Origin of the sequence: Virgibacillus aidingensis, from assembly GCF_010994035.1 — a bacterium.
Lineage (GTDB): Bacteria > Bacillota > Bacilli > Bacillales > Amphibacillaceae > Virgibacillus_N.
Genome location: NZ_WIXN01000023.1, coordinates 1 through 13,687, shown reverse-complemented (window position 1 = coordinate 13,687; position 13,687 = coordinate 1). Strand labels below are relative to the sequence as shown.

15 protein-coding genes and 1 other RNA gene are annotated in these 13,687 nt (G+C 40.1%); 10 read left to right on the top strand and 6 right to left on the bottom strand.

The features are described from left to right. Positions 1-12: 12 nt before the first annotated feature. Both GHD25_RS16505 and recU read right to left on the bottom strand, forming a co-directional pair. Complete coding sequence (locus GHD25_RS16505) at positions 13-2,736, bottom strand: transglycosylase domain-containing protein (RefSeq protein WP_164218890.1); 2,724 nt, start codon at positions 2,734-2,736, stop codon at positions 13-15. Positions 2,737-2,754: 18 nt separating this feature from the next. Continuing rightward, positions 2,755-3,351 carry a Holliday junction resolvase RecU gene (gene recU / locus GHD25_RS16500; protein ID WP_164218888.1) on the bottom strand — a complete coding sequence of 199 codons (597 nt, stop codon included), beginning with the start codon at positions 3,349-3,351 and terminating at the stop codon, positions 2,755-2,757. Positions 3,352-3,626: 275 nt separating this feature from the next. Here recU and GHD25_RS16495 point away from each other — a divergent pair, with 275 nt between their 5' ends. Beyond that, entirely contained in the window at positions 3,627-4,589 is a 963-nt protein-coding gene (locus GHD25_RS16495; RefSeq protein ID WP_164218886.1) for a DUF2515 family protein, read from the top strand. A 131-nt stretch (positions 4,590-4,720) separates the two neighbouring features. Here GHD25_RS16495 and GHD25_RS19830 read toward each other — a convergent pair whose 3' ends face one another. Beyond that, a complete protein-coding gene (locus tag GHD25_RS19830; protein WP_240452395.1) occupies positions 4,721-4,825 on the bottom strand; it encodes a spore protein in 105 nt (34 codons plus the stop codon). A 185-nt stretch (positions 4,826-5,010) separates the two neighbouring features. On the opposite strand from GHD25_RS19830, the gene GHD25_RS16490 reads away from it, so the two are divergent. From GHD25_RS16490 to GHD25_RS16455, 8 genes are all read left to right on the top strand, one after another. After that, positions 5,011-5,229: a hypothetical protein gene (locus GHD25_RS16490; RefSeq protein ID WP_164218884.1), complete on the top strand. Its 219-nt coding sequence runs from the start codon at positions 5,011-5,013 to the stop codon at positions 5,227-5,229. Between the two features lie 89 nt (positions 5,230-5,318). After that, positions 5,319-5,699, top strand: a complete 381-nt coding sequence (locus GHD25_RS16485) for a DUF1798 family protein (protein ID WP_164218882.1) — start codon at positions 5,319-5,321, stop codon at positions 5,697-5,699. Continuing rightward, the gene (gene cdd, locus GHD25_RS16480; RefSeq protein ID WP_164218879.1) at positions 5,699-6,097 is read left to right on the top strand and encodes a cytidine deaminase; all 399 of its coding nucleotides are present in this window, start codon (positions 5,699-5,701) and stop codon (positions 6,095-6,097) included. Before GHD25_RS16485 ends, cdd begins: the two co-directional genes overlap by 1 nt. A gap of 216 nt (positions 6,098-6,313) precedes the next feature. Beyond that, positions 6,314-6,634, top strand: coding sequence for a cell division regulator GpsB (gene gpsB, locus GHD25_RS16475; protein ID WP_164218877.1), 321 nt, complete (start codon positions 6,314-6,316; stop codon positions 6,632-6,634). A 71-nt stretch (positions 6,635-6,705) separates the two neighbouring features. Beyond that, positions 6,706-7,088: RNase P RNA component class B (gene rnpB, locus GHD25_RS16470), an RNA gene on the top strand. 287 nt (positions 7,089-7,375) lie between these two features. Further along, on the top strand, positions 7,376-8,509 hold the full coding sequence (locus GHD25_RS16465; RefSeq protein ID WP_164218874.1) for a THUMP domain-containing class I SAM-dependent RNA methyltransferase: 1,134 nt from the start codon (positions 7,376-7,378) through the stop codon (positions 8,507-8,509). Between the two features lie 236 nt (positions 8,510-8,745). Continuing rightward, positions 8,746-9,831, top strand: a complete 1,086-nt coding sequence (locus GHD25_RS16460; protein WP_164218872.1) for a type III polyketide synthase — start codon at positions 8,746-8,748, stop codon at positions 9,829-9,831. Positions 9,832-9,835: 4 nt separating this feature from the next. Next, positions 9,836-10,351, top strand: coding sequence for an isoprenylcysteine carboxyl methyltransferase family protein (locus GHD25_RS16455; RefSeq protein ID WP_164218870.1), 516 nt, complete (start codon positions 9,836-9,838; stop codon positions 10,349-10,351). A 51-nt stretch (positions 10,352-10,402) separates the two neighbouring features. Here the strand turns inward: GHD25_RS16455 and GHD25_RS16450 are convergent, their stop codons facing one another. From GHD25_RS16450 to GHD25_RS16440, 3 genes are read right to left on the bottom strand one after another with little or no spacing between them, the layout of a single operon-like run. Next, positions 10,403-12,094, bottom strand: a complete 1,692-nt coding sequence (locus GHD25_RS16450) for a b(o/a)3-type cytochrome-c oxidase subunit 1 (protein WP_164218868.1) — start codon at positions 12,092-12,094, stop codon at positions 10,403-10,405. Further along, the gene (locus GHD25_RS16445) at positions 12,094-12,597 is read right to left on the bottom strand and encodes a cupredoxin domain-containing protein (RefSeq protein ID WP_164218866.1); all 504 of its coding nucleotides are present in this window, start codon (positions 12,595-12,597) and stop codon (positions 12,094-12,096) included. The genes GHD25_RS16450 and GHD25_RS16445 overlap by 1 nt, the downstream gene beginning before the upstream one ends. A 23-nt stretch (positions 12,598-12,620) precedes the next feature. After that, positions 12,621-12,770: a cytochrome c oxidase subunit 2A gene (locus GHD25_RS16440; RefSeq protein ID WP_164218865.1), complete on the bottom strand. Its 150-nt coding sequence runs from the start codon at positions 12,768-12,770 to the stop codon at positions 12,621-12,623. 247 nt (positions 12,771-13,017) lie between these two features. On the opposite strand from GHD25_RS16440, the gene GHD25_RS16435 reads away from it, so the two are divergent. After that, the gene (locus GHD25_RS16435; RefSeq protein ID WP_164218863.1) at positions 13,018-13,527 is read left to right on the top strand and encodes an isoprenylcysteine carboxylmethyltransferase family protein; all 510 of its coding nucleotides are present in this window, start codon (positions 13,018-13,020) and stop codon (positions 13,525-13,527) included. The last annotated feature ends 160 nt before the right edge of the window (positions 13,528-13,687 follow it).

Sequence of the window (13,687 nt, the reverse complement as noted above, 5' to 3'; positions counted from 1 at the left end):
CTATGTTTATTATTATCCGTCTCCATTATCCTCTTCTTCCTGGTCCCCGTCATCCTCGTCTTCTTCATTATCTTCATCTTCTTCCTCTGCAGGTACGGAAACAGAAGTGCTTTGCGTGTCGCCCCTGATACCTTCATTCGCCCCATTTTGGCCGATTGGGGTCACATTTATCGTATAATCCTCCCCGGGGGTTGCCCCGTCTATTTCAATTCCATTGGATTCCACGGTTTGCGTTTGACCATTTACACTTACTTCAAAGGAAGCCGGCGGTCCGTCATAGCCCCAGGTTACATCAATTATACCGCTTCCTTCATTGTAAGAGGCACTTAAGCCATTGACAGGAGGAATATTCCCGCCATTATTCTCCTCATTTTCTTCTTCGTTCTCGTTTTCTTCCTGTTCTTCCTCTTCATCTTCATCCTCGCCGGGAACACGAACACTCGTGGTTCTAGGCTCACTTTCCATATCATTTTCATTGCTTACGGCAATGACTTGAATTTCATATTCTGCACCGGTTTCCACTTCGGAAATCTCAATACTGGTATCCTCCGTGGAAGAGAGACTTTGCATCCCGCCGCCATCAATACTTACGCTCACATCAAAGCTTACTTCCTCATCACCTTCATAATTCCATTCCGCTTCAATGGCATTGTTATCCTCATTATATTCTGCTGTAAGCCCGCTCACCGGTTCCAGCTCATCAAATCTTTCCGAAGTACTGGATGGTTCGGTTCCTCTTACAAACAACTCTGTCACAATTTCCGAGGACGGAGTATGGCTGCTTGGAAGGGCTGCAGGATTGGAACCTTTTTCCACTTCTACCTCCACCACGGAATCCGGCCTGGTGAAATCCGGTGTTTCTATACCCTGGGATATTTCCTCCATTGTATTTTTAAACAGAGCATGCGGCACTCTGGTGTGACCTTGCGGAATGGGCGCACGGTCATCGTACCCGCCAGTCCAGGCAGAAATCGTGTAATTAGTTGAATAACCGACAAACCAGGAATCCGGACTCCCGCTTTCATCAGGCAAGCTTGTTGTTCCGGTTTTTCCTGCAACAGGGATTCCTGGAACATTTGCTTCTGTACCTGTTCCTTCCGTTATAACGGTCTTGAGCATATCAGTAATCATGTATGCCGTGTAATCAGACATAACCGCTTCCGGCTCCGGCTTAAGTTCCACAGTTCTGCCATCAGGGAATTCGACTTTGGTCACAGCATATGGTTCATTATAAATGCCTTCATTGGCAAACGCACGGTATGCACCTGCCATTTGCAGCGGGGTGGCGTTGGTATTAGTGCCACCAATTGCATCACGCACATCCATATAATCATCAGCAAAGTTAATTCCGAGACTTTCTGCAAATGGCTTTGCATTTTCCCGGCCCACTTCTTCCAATACTTTGGCTGCAGGAACGTTAAGTGATTGGTTTAATGCATGTCTGGCAGTCATCCAGCCGGCATAGGACCGGTTCCAGTTTCTGATTGGATTGGATCCTTCAACTTCATAAGGCTGGTCATCATTAAGCTGATGGTAAGTAGAGATCTGATTGTATTCAATAGCCGGCCCATAAGCCATAATCGGTTTAAAAACAGAACCCGGCTGCTGACCGCCCTGAATAGCATTGTTATATTCATCACCCTGCTGATTTCTTTTTCCGCCGACCGCCCGAATTGCTCCATTTTCCGTATCCAGCACGACCATTCCGGCCTGCATTTCATCATCCGGAAACGGAATTGGATTATTTTCGCTGTTTGACAGGAGAAATTCTACGTGCTCCTGTACATCTGTATCAAGTGTCGTATAAATTTTTAAGCCATCCGTATGAATATCGGCCCCATCCACTTTGCTTTCCACTTCTCTTTGCACCTGCTGAATAAATCCTGGATAAGGGGTGGAATCATCCGGTGTCTCATCGGAAAGCAGGGAAGGGATGTCGGTTTCTCTGGCTTCATCCGCTTCTTCTTCCGTAATCTTTCCGTGGCGTACCATAAGGGTTAACACGGTGTTCATTCTTTCTTCTGTTAAATCTGGATTATTATACGGGTTATAGGCTGATGGCCGCTGCGGCAAACCTGCTAAAATAGCAGCTTCAGGAAGCGTTAAATCATGTAAGTCATCTTTCCCAAAATAGGTTTCTGCTGCTTTTGCCACCCCGTATGCTCTGCTGCCGTAAAAGATTTTATTTAAATACATTTCGAGAATTTCTTCTTTTGTATACCTCCGCTCCAGCTGAAGTGCCAGCCATTGTTCCTGCACTTTTATACTTAACTTCTTATCCGGAGTCAAAAATGCATTTTCCACTACTTGCTGGGTGATCGTACTTGCACCTTCAGATCCAAAGCCGCGGGTAAGGTTGGCAATTACTGCGCCGCCTATTCGCCTTAAATCAATTCCGGAATGCTCAAAGAAGCGAGCATCCTCTGTGGCAACAACGGCATCGATCAATACTTGGGGAAGATCTTCATAGGATACCCTTGTCCGATCCTCATCACCCGCGAGCGTTGTTACAACTTCTTCATTTTGATCCAATACTACAGAAGATAATGGATCCGACAACTGTGCGGCATCCAGATCAGGCGCTGTTACAATCCAATAGGTTCCCACAGCACCTGCACCCAGTCCTGCTAATAACACAATAAGTAATATGCTTAACATTATTTTTTTCCATAACGGTTTCTTTTTAGACTTTTTTGCCTGTCTTCTTCCTGTACGAGTTTGGCTGTTATCTGCCATATCTCCATTCCTCCGTCCCTAAAAGTAAAGCTTATCTATAATAGCCAAATAATCGACTCTCGCCTGGTAATGAAAAGGGATCAAATACCCTTCTTGCTTCATCTGCTGGTACGAGATGGATTTCTTTCCGCCATTTAATTTGTCGTTCCAAAATAATAAAAGTTTCTCAAGAGGCAAATAATACGTTTCATTATATACCCTGAAACGGACAATTAAAAAACAAATCCCTCCATGATCTGCAGCTGATTTCATATGTTTTATCTGATGATCGTGTATATTCGCCAAAGGGAACAGTGTTTTATTTTTGGTTTCCTTGGCTTCAAAATCTATATATTTTTTTCGGTAGATCCCGTTATAGTCGGTCGTGGATGCTTGTTTAAAATAAGCCTCGGTAATAACAGCAGCACTTCTTTTCGGATAATTCACATTCACGATTTGTACAGGGGTCGGTTTTTTATGAATAACTGCTTTGTCTGCCTCAAGGTAATATTGGTTAGTTGTATTGATATCTTCCTCCAGCGTCATGCCGCGATTTCCATAAATTTTATTTCCCAGACCACTTTTCACAGCCCTGGTTTTTTTTGCCGTGTTTTTCTTTCCATTAGGATAATTCATTGTTCATCCTCCTAAGATCATGCTAAACCGCCTAATCATAAGTTGCAATTAAACCGTATAAAATACGCCTAACTACAGATAGTTATATCATAGATAACCAGGCTTATCATTTGAGGTTTTCTTTAAGATTCCTGCAGGTGTATTGTCACCTTGAAACCCTTATACTTTGAAGTGCAAACAATCATACTGCCGGAACATGCCTAAAAAACCGCATTTATGCAGACTGGCAGTATAAAAAATTACCTGCATGCCAAAATAGAAAGGCGAGTTTATCTATGAGACATAATCAAGAGGATCATACCTTATTACATTATATAATAAAAAAGGTAAAAAAACATAATACCGATAATATTAGCCGTACCGATGCCTACCTGCAGTATTATTTACAGCACCCTGAAATAAAATGGGCACTGATAGCAAGTATGGTATCAAGAAATGCAGGCTGGAATATGACGGATTTATATTTATCTCCTTTCCAACAATTATTCAGTGAAAAAGAGCTATTTAAACTGTTTATGACTTACGAGCGGGCAAATTGGCTCATATTTTCCGATGCTTATCCTCAATTGCTGATTTACAGCCAGTCCAAATTAATCAATAGGCCTTTATTCCATTTGCTGAAAAATTTTCGTGTTTCCTTATTTATGATAAAGGAATGGCATCATTTCTGGGAATATAAGGATAAGGACAGGCTTGTCAGCTCATTGATTATTAATGAACAAAATGTGATTCATTCTCCGGTTGTAAAGCATCCTTATTTTCAGCTTCATGTATTTCATCAAATGCCGTACTTTTTACAAAATATAATGTCGATGAGTGCCATTTTGCTCCCGACCAATAAAGGTTTATACGGTGCTTATGTACAGGGGTTTACCAGGCTGACTAACCGTATTGTTTTAGGAAAACGGATTGCATCCATCATGTTTCATCCCCATATTTATGATTATGTGCTGGATTATATGTTAACACATGAACATACAGGTTCCAGAAAAGATTATGAACGCTTTTTGAATTTTTCCTTCCCGTATGCCCCGGTGCTCCGCTTGATCTATCCAGCCGTCAGCCATGATGATTACATTCGCCATGACTGGTTTATTCAAAGAGGGTTAAAAAGTAAATGGAAAAGTCCTGTAACTAAGGTGGACAAGATGGAAATTGGATCAGCTTTTTACCGTAAGAGAAATATTTTATTTGCTTATTCACATTTAAAAAAAGCCTTAAAAGGCAAAAATTCATGAGCAGGCAAAAAGGGAAACTCCTTACCTGCTCATGTGCAAGTAGACTTTTGACCACTTCCTCACAGTATAAACGCTTATTACGGTTGTTTTGCAATAAATATTCCGGACCGTAACTTATTCCTTCCTTTTATTTATGTTGATGGCCTGTTCGGTCCATTCAGTTTTTTATCGCCTTTCTTTAAAGATTTTGAACGGATAGTCTCCGTTTTTTTTGCTTTATTTTTATTTTGTTTCACGATAATACCTCCTGTTTTTTTTACTGGTAAAGAAGTGAAAAAGTTGGGATGTAAAAGTAATAAAAAAGCACAATGTCACTTCTTTTGTAACCTTTCTTCTAGTTTTGTCGAAGATGAAGGATACCATTCATTTATATCGAATATAAAAATAATAGCAGGCAAATTTGTAAAAAGAGGTGATATCAATGGCATTGGCGGAAAAGAAGTATACTTTTGGAAACAATGGACTGGAAAAGAAAAGAGCGGTAGCCTCCTTTCAGGAATTACTGGATCAGATTCGAATCATGGATCAAAAACTGACGATGAAGGTAGACAGTGAAATATGGCATAAATATCAGGATCAGCAAAATAAAATTTACTATACAAAGGCGATGATTGACAGGGTAAATAATAATGGCAATTAATCCGGATATTTGTGATAAAATAGGTGCTAAAGTTGCCGAAAACTGATAAGGTGAAGGGAGCAGGCAAGTTTTAAAGGCGGTTGTTAATTATGAATGTAAAAAATCAAACAGAACAGCTGAAAAGACATGTAAGTGATTTAAAAACCAGGTATAAAACAAACGCTCCCCCTGAAAACAAAAAAGATAAGCAATATTTCCTGCAGGTGAAGGAAGAAACAGCACCTATTTTTCAATTGCTTGAGGAATGGGAGAAAAATGCACTTAAACTGGTGAAGGAAAGAAAAGTAAATGTGCATCCGCAACAGGTCACTTCCACCAGGGAAAATATGGAGTTGATGCTTATGCACAGTTATTATATTGATGCGAAAGAGAAGCGTTTCATGGAGCTGCATAATTCCATCCTATACATTTTTGATCAATTGCTGAGAGAGATAGAAAGGAATCCATCAGCAGCAGGGGGAGACAATTAATGAAAAAACAGTTATTAGCTGAAGCAAAAAACAGTATGAAAAACGCATATGTGCCATATTCCAAATTCCGGGTCGGGGCTGCATTGCGTACTAAATCCGGCGAGATTTATACAGGATGCAACATTGAGAATGCAGCATATCCCGTCTCCTGCTGCGCGGAACGTGTAGCCATATTTAAGGCGATATCAAATGGGGACAAAGAATTTGCAGAAATGGCTGTCGCTGCGGATACAAAGCGGCCAGTTCCGCCGTGCGGCTCATGCAGACAGGTGATGAGTGAATTTTTCGATAAATCAATGTCCATTCATCTTACTAATATACATAATGATATAAAAACAGTGAAGATGGAGGAATTGCTGCCATTTTCCTTTGAACAGGCGGATATGACAGACAAATAGCTGAAATTATTAGATGGCATTTTCCTTTGCCTGAAACATTGATGCAGATAAAAAAATTGCTTTCTTGATCAAAAGGAAGGATGCTGTTTTTCAGTTTCCTTCCTTTTTGCTATAATGAATATAATGGTATAATTCTATATAAGATTAATACAATTATCATGAACATGAAATAAGTAATCGAAGAGAAGCAAATATGGCATTTAATGAGGTGATGGCATGAATTCAAATCTTGGTCAGCTAACGGGGAAAGATATACTCGAAAAGGATTTTAAAACTGCAATGCGGGGATATAATCAGGAAGAGGTAGATGAATTTCTTGATATCATTATTAAGGATTATGACACTTTCCGCCAAGAGATTGAGAAGCTGCAGCAGGAAAATATACGTCTGAAAAAAAGTTCCCAGGAGCAGACAAGGACAAGACAGGCTCAGACACAAGCACAGCCTGCACCACAGGTGAATTATGATGTTTTAAAGCGGCTCTCCAATTTGGAGAAAGCAGTATTCGGCAGAAAATTTGCCGATTCAGATGGGTAAATGACTGATGTTGAACGCGCCTTGAAAATAAACTCCCGGCATGGTAAAATGAATAAGGACTTAAAAGTTAACTATTCATGTAATCGCTGTAAGTATTTTACAGAGGAAAGTCCATGCTCACACAAACTGAGATGTTTGTAGTGTTCGTGCTTGACGAAATCATAAGTCAAGGTAGCCGATAGCGGCTAACGGCAGAATAAATTCCTAAGTCATGCGTGATAGGGAATGATATTCTTGAAAGTGCCACAGTGACGGAGCTGTTATGGAAACATAACAGGTGGAACGAGGTAAACCCCGCGAGTGAGCAACCCAAACAATGGTAGGGGCACCCTTTATTAGGGAAATCAACCGAATAAGGGACAAGTCATAAAAAACTTGTAGATAGATGATTGCAGCCGGAGTACGAGGATGACCACCGATTGCAGTACAATGGCACAGAACATGGCTTATCGAATAGTTAACGGTCTTTAGTGGAAGAATAAACCTTTCTTATGGTATTTTCTATAAGAAAGGTTTTTTTCATTGCGAAAAAAGAACGTTGTATAGATCATATGCAGAAAATCAGCTAAAATGATCTGTGGGAAATGAGGAAAGAAGTCTTTTCATTCTTCAACAACGCTTATTTAGATGCAAATTGGAATGAAATCTTTTCTGATTTTATTTATATGATAGGTCAAACCTTTATATATTACATACGTAACAACCATAGAACGTTACCCTGAACCGGGAGGACTGAATAGGATGAATGAAGTAACACTGGTGGCTACTGCTGCCATGGGATTGGAATCTATTGTTGCAGGAGAGGTTAAACAATTGGGCTATGAAGTGGAAGTAGAAAACGGCAAAGTCATTTTTAATGCCCCATTATCTGCCATACCCAGATGTAATTTATGGCTGCGTACAGCTGACCGGTTAAAAATCGTTGTTGGAAAGTTCCCCGCTAAAAGTTTTGATGAGCTCTTTGAATCGGTAAAAGCACTGCCTTGGGAAAAGTATATTGATGAAGATGGTCAGTTTCCGGTTACAGGAAAATCAGTAAAATCCAAGCTTTACAGTGTCCCCGACTGTCAGCGTATTACAAAAAAAGCGATTGCAGAACGGTTAATGCTCAAATATGGAATGGCATCCAATATGCCTGAAACAGGCTCCCTTTATAAAGTGGAAGTAGCATTATTAAAGGATGAAGCAGTTCTGACCATCGATACATCCGGTGCAGGGCTGCATAAAAGAGGTTACCGCGCCGGGCAGGGGGAAGCACCATTAAAAGAAACATTGGCTGCTGCACTTGTCTTGCTTACAAATTGGAGACCTGATGATCCACTCCTTGATCCGTTTTGCGGTTCGGGTACGATTCCGATTGAAGCAGCGTTAATCGGACAAAACATTGCACCCGGATTTAATAGAGAGTTCGTTTCCGAAGATTGGGAATTTATTAAAGATAAGTATTGGGAAAGGGCATTTGAAGAAGCAGAAGATAAGGCGGATTACGATCAGAAGCTGGAAATATACGGATCCGATATTGACCATAATGCTGTTCAGATTGCAAATAAAAATGCAACAGAAGCGGGGCTTGGTGATTTAATCAGCTGGAAACAATTGCAGGTAAAGGATCTTCGCATTCATAAAGAAAATGGATACTTAATTGGCAATCCGCCCTATGGAGAGCGGATAGGAGATAAAAACAAAGTTGCCGGGATTTATGAGGAACTGGGAAGCATTATGAAAAATCATCCTTCCTGGAGCGTTTATATTCTTACGGCTTTTGAAAAATTTGAGAGCAAATATGGAAAACAGGCAACAAAAAAGAGAAAACTGTTCAATGGTTTTATTCAGACCAATTATTATCAATATTTCGGAAAAAAATCCTTCAGTTAAACGAAAGAAATCAGTGATGAAGTGTTCCTGGGCCGGGACATAATTCTATTTATTTGGATTTTATCCAGGTATAACCATAGTTATGTTCCAGCCTCATATCCCCCCTGTATTTTTGAACAGCATTTATCAAGTTAGGCTGTGGAAGCGCTGGATATGCTGCTGTATGTTTTTTATTTGTATGGGGGAAAATATAATCAACGGAAAATATAACTGTTTAAAGATGAGAAGGGTGAATCATGACATTTATTTGCTCGGCAGGAACCGGTATTTTGCCTTATGAGATTACAAAGCATGAAATTAAACCGTTGATCAGGGATATTTTCTCGCTCACCGACAGGGAATCAGGTAAAATTTTTCCTGTCTTTGACAATACATTAATCAAAAAAAGACAGTTTGCAGTGGAGCCGTCCTGGTTTAAAAAAAGACATACGTTTAAGGAGAGCAATGAACTTTATCAGCAGTCGGCGATAAAGTTTTCACTTGATGCCATAGATGACTGTCTGTCAAACAAGGATCTTCTTAAAAAGGACATTCCTTACGAGGCCATTGACATGGTTATATTTGTTTCCAGCACAGGTATCTCCACTCCGTCGATAGATGTTCACCTTATGAACGAACGTCCTTTTAAAAAAAGTATTCAACGGATGCCTTTATGGGGACTGGGTTGTGCGGGTGGTGCAATTGGGCTCACACGGGCACATGATTTTATAACAGCAAATCCGGATAAATCAGCATTAATCGTCTGCTGTGAACTATGCAGTCTAACTTTTCAAAAATCCGACCGGAAGAAGAGCAATATAATTGGAACAGCTTTATTTGGTGATGGGGTGGCTGCATCACTGGCAGTCGGAAAACACTCGCCGCTTCGTTCCTTCACTTTATCGAATATACCTCAGATTAAAAAAACAAGCTCCTCCACAAAACAGAACAGTCTGGACGTCATGGGATGGGAAATTACCAATAATGGCATGGAAGTGATATTTTCAAAAAGCATCCCTTCTCTTATCAAGAGCTTTTGGAAAGATCATATTACCGGTTTTCTGGAAGAAAATAATCTTCGGGAAGACATGCTTCATTCTTTTATTGCCCATCCCGGAGGCAGAAAGGTGCTTGAAGAAATGGAAAAGGCAGTGACAGTTTCCGGAAATAAATTTAAGCATTCCTATCAGATCCTGGCTAATCATGGCAATATGTCCTCTGCCACTGTTTTATATGTGCTGAAAGCCTGGATGCTGGAGAAGGCAGGAAAAAATGAAAAAAGTATATTATCTGCGATGGGGCCGGGTTTTAGCTCAGAACTCTTGCTGATGGAGTGGGGGTAAGAAGATGCCGCTGTTCATGTGGGTTTTATTTTTACTAATTATCACCCAGCGATTAATTGAATTAAGAATAGCAAGAAGAAATGAAAAATGGATGAAAGAAAGAGGAGCTATTGAAACAGGGAAGAAGCATTATAAATGGTTTATTATTATCCATGGCTTTTTTTTCTTTTCCATACTCATTGAAATAGTGCTGCGAGATGTTTCCTCCCTGCAGCTGAACTATGTTTTATTTCTGTTATTTCTATTAACGCAGATAGCGAGAATTTGGTGCATTTGGTCCCTGGGTAAATACTGGAACACTAAAATCATTGTTTTGCCCGGTTCTCCGTTAGTAAAAAAGGGACCATATAAATATGTAAAACACCCAAACTACATTGTTGTCGGAGCAGAATTATTCATTATTCCATTATTATTCGGAGCATATATTACAGCAGTCATTTTTCCAATCCTGCATATTCTTTTGCTGCGAGTACGGATACCATGCGAAGAAAAAGCATTAAATAAAGCAATAAGTACTTAAAAAATGAAGGCTGTCCGATATTGCCAGGCAACCTTCATTTTTTTATTTTTTTTATGAATTTCCGATCGGCCAATCGAATGGCGGCGATCCCGGAGGTGAATTTTGAATAATATCAACAAATGGTATCGTATAGGCAAAGAGAATCAACGCAATGGTGATGGCTACCCAAAGCTTATAGTTGTCAAAGAATTTTGGTGTTGGTTCGGCATTTTCTTCTTCCTCTGCAATTGGAAATTCTTCATTTCCTTTAGGTGCAAAGAAGGCGAGTTTTATGACAATGTAAACCATCAAAATAATGCCGATGAATAGAATTGTTCCCCCAATCGCCTGTGCTGCCTGGTACCAAATCCATTCAGTCGCTTGCTCTGTCCCCCCATATTCGGAATAGGAGGAGCGTCTTGGACCGCCAAGCAAGCCTTGAATATGCATGGCACCCGACATAATGGTCATTCCGACTGTCCAAATTATTGTTTGGATAATACCCAGTCTGTTAATCGCAGGAGTTAATGTTCTGCCTGTTAAATGGGGGATCAGCCAATAGGCGATACCAAAGAAAGTCAGAATAACTGTTGTTGCAACAGTGATATGAAAATGTCCTGTAACCCATATTGTATTGTGTACTACGGCGTTCATTTGGTGGGAAGCATTAATAATACCTCCGGCACCACCTGGAATAAATGCCAGCATACCAATAAACGGCGCCAGGAACCTTACATCTTTCCACGGCAAATGTTTCAGCCAACCGAATAAACCGCCAAACCCTTTTTTACGACCGGTGATCTCAAATGTTGCAAACATGGAAAAGGCTGTCATCAAACTTGGAATTACTACCATAAAGGTAAGAACAACCTGAATAAACTTCCATGTAGGATCAATCCCAGGCTCTGTCAGCTGGTGATGAAACCCTACCGGAATAGAGAAAAATAACAGCAGTACAAATGCAAGTCTTGCAAGCGAGTCACTGAATATTTTACCGCCGATAATTTTTGGAATGATAGCATACCAGGCCATATACGCAGGCAATAGCCAGAAATATACGAGCGGATGGCCAAAGTACCAGAATAAAGTACGGCTGACCAATACGTTAATGGTCTCTGCATAGCCTAAAGACCATGGTATAAACTGCACTAAAACAGCAACCGCTACGCCAAGGGAAGCAATAAACCACATAGCCATATTAATAACAACCATAAATGCAAGAAGCGGTGTTTTTTCGCCCGGATGTTCTTTTTTCCATTTGTACACCTGATGCCAGTTAACAAATGCAGCAATCCAGCTTCCAATAATAACTAAAGCCAACCCGATATAAAAGAGCGGATGTGCTTTTAATGGGGCATAAAAGGTATATAATACATTCGCCCTGCCCAAGAGAATCGTAATGGCAGCAAACGTGGTACCAAGAACCATTACCCAAAAACCAATCCATGCAGTTTTCCTCTGTTTATCCGACATACCAACCGTTTTACCCATGAGTGCGTGCTGGAAGCCAATGATAAAATAAGTTGTCATGATAAGTGCCAGAATTACTCCGTGAAGCGTCAATATTTGATAATAATCAATACCCCATGGAAGGGTAATAGTTCCTGACCGCACCAGGGTCTGCAACAGTCCCATCAGACCGCCGATGGCCAACGAAATAAATGCAACATATATGAAGGTCATATACAGCCTTGCTTCCTGCTTGGATATCGTTAAAGGAAGCCTTGATTTATCATAAAACCTTTCGAGTTTTTCCATTGCCATTATTCATACACCTCCAAAGTTGCATACATTAAATGATGACCTGTTCCGCAGTACTCATTACATACAATCGTAAATTCTCCTGTGCTCTTCATTTCCGTCTCCAGACTGCTGATATACCCCGGTTCAACCATCATATTGACGTTTGTTCCCGCAACATTAAACCCATGAACAACATCAGGTGAGGTAACCTGCCATAAAACGGTGGAACCTTTCGGAATGCGGATATGTTTTAATGGAGCTCCATCCTCATCTGTTCCAAAATCATAGTTAAATGCGGAAGCAACAACATTGATAATGTATTTATCTTCTTCCACCTGTGTTACCCCAAGGTTTTCTGGTTTAAATGCTTCATGCGCTTCTATATTTTGCGGATCGATGGTGACCCCATGACTTTGCGGATGAGTTCCAAGCCAAAAAGCACCAAACCCAAGAATTAATAGAAATACAACTAAAGATCCTATACCGACTATAAGCCAAATCTTTTCAAACTTGTGTAAATGCATGATTTATCCCTCCTTCATTTTTTCTATCTGATAATAAATAATGCATATACAAGAACCCAGCTGACGATAATAAATAGACCTACTAATAATACAGATATAAAAGTGCCTCTTAAATCCGGTTCCTTTTCATCATGTGTGACTTGTTCTTTCTTTTTCTCATCAATGCTTGCCATGGTTACCATCCCTTCATATAAAATTTCCTCTTGTTTTCATCATACACAAAGTATCAATAGAATTTATTACAAAATAAGATGGTTCACAATTTATTCAAGAATATGAATCCAGCGCTATACATGGGTTTTACTAACTTTTTAGTTAGTAAAGTTTGTGGCATAAATGTGAAAAATTTGTAGATAATATTTGAAAAACGGAACAAATATTCCCGTTCATGGGCAGTAAAATATACAGGAGTGATTACAATTGGCAGTTTGGATCTATTCCATATTTTTAATGATATTATCAGTCAGGGTTTTGGAAATATATTTATCAAAAAGGAATGAGCATTGGCTGGAGGAAAGGGGAGCCGTTGAGAAAGAAAAGAGGAAGTATAGATGGATGCATATGCTTCAAAGGCTATTTTTTCTGTCTGTTTTGGCTGAATGCCTGCTGCTGATTAAACCCGAGAAATTTAACGTTTTATTTTTGTTTTTATTTGTCCTGTTAACCGCTGGCAAGCTATGGTGTATGATTACCCTGGGAAGATTCTGGACGTTGAAGCATTTGAAGCTTCCGGGCGTCCTTCTTTTCAGAAGGGGTCCATACAGACTTGTAAAGGAGCCTTACAATGTGATCACTTTGGTGCAATTATTCATTGTGCCGCTGCTGTTCGGAGCGTATATTACAGCACTTATCTTTCCGATTGCCTATCTGTTTATGATGCAGGCAAAGCTGCCTGAAAGGGGAAGCTTATTTACAAAAGCTCCATTATAGTATGGTATAAATATAGGCACAAACACATGACGTGACTAAAAAACTTTTCCAATTTCTCTTCAGCTTACAAATTTTTATCATTTCCCATACAAATCGAGTAGGAGGAGGTGACTAACCTCCGACCTCTCACACCACCAGTACGTACGGTTCCGTATACGGC

What these genes read in the sequence shown, in the direction of transcription:
- GHD25_RS16505 (WP_164218890.1), bottom strand. Translation starts at nt 2,736, where the DNA reads ATGGCAGATAACAGCCAAACTCGTACAGGAAGAAGACAGGCAAAAAAG.
- recU (WP_164218888.1), bottom strand. Translation starts at nt 3,351, where the DNA reads ATGAATTATCCTAATGGAAAGAAAAACACGGCAAAAAAAACCAGGGCT.
- GHD25_RS16495 (WP_164218886.1), top strand. Translation starts at nt 3,627, where the DNA reads ATGAGACATAATCAAGAGGATCATACCTTATTACATTATATAATAAAA.
- GHD25_RS16490 (WP_164218884.1), top strand. Translation starts at nt 5,011, where the DNA reads ATGGCATTGGCGGAAAAGAAGTATACTTTTGGAAACAATGGACTGGAA.
- GHD25_RS16485 (WP_164218882.1), top strand. Translation starts at nt 5,319, where the DNA reads ATGAATGTAAAAAATCAAACAGAACAGCTGAAAAGACATGTAAGTGAT.
- cdd (WP_164218879.1), top strand. Translation starts at nt 5,699, where the DNA reads ATGAAAAAACAGTTATTAGCTGAAGCAAAAAACAGTATGAAAAACGCA.
- gpsB (WP_164218877.1), top strand. Translation starts at nt 6,314, where the DNA reads ATGAATTCAAATCTTGGTCAGCTAACGGGGAAAGATATACTCGAAAAG.
- GHD25_RS16465 (WP_164218874.1), top strand. Translation starts at nt 7,376, where the DNA reads ATGAATGAAGTAACACTGGTGGCTACTGCTGCCATGGGATTGGAATCT.
- GHD25_RS16460 (WP_164218872.1), top strand. Translation starts at nt 8,746, where the DNA reads ATGACATTTATTTGCTCGGCAGGAACCGGTATTTTGCCTTATGAGATT.
- GHD25_RS16455 (WP_164218870.1), top strand. Translation starts at nt 9,836, where the DNA reads ATGCCGCTGTTCATGTGGGTTTTATTTTTACTAATTATCACCCAGCGA.
- GHD25_RS16450 (WP_164218868.1), bottom strand. Translation starts at nt 12,094, where the DNA reads ATGGCAATGGAAAAACTCGAAAGGTTTTATGATAAATCAAGGCTTCCT.
- GHD25_RS16445 (WP_164218866.1), bottom strand. Translation starts at nt 12,597, where the DNA reads ATGCATTTACACAAGTTTGAAAAGATTTGGCTTATAGTCGGTATAGGA.
- GHD25_RS16440 (WP_164218865.1), bottom strand. Translation starts at nt 12,770, where the DNA reads ATGGCAAGCATTGATGAGAAAAAGAAAGAACAAGTCACACATGATGAA.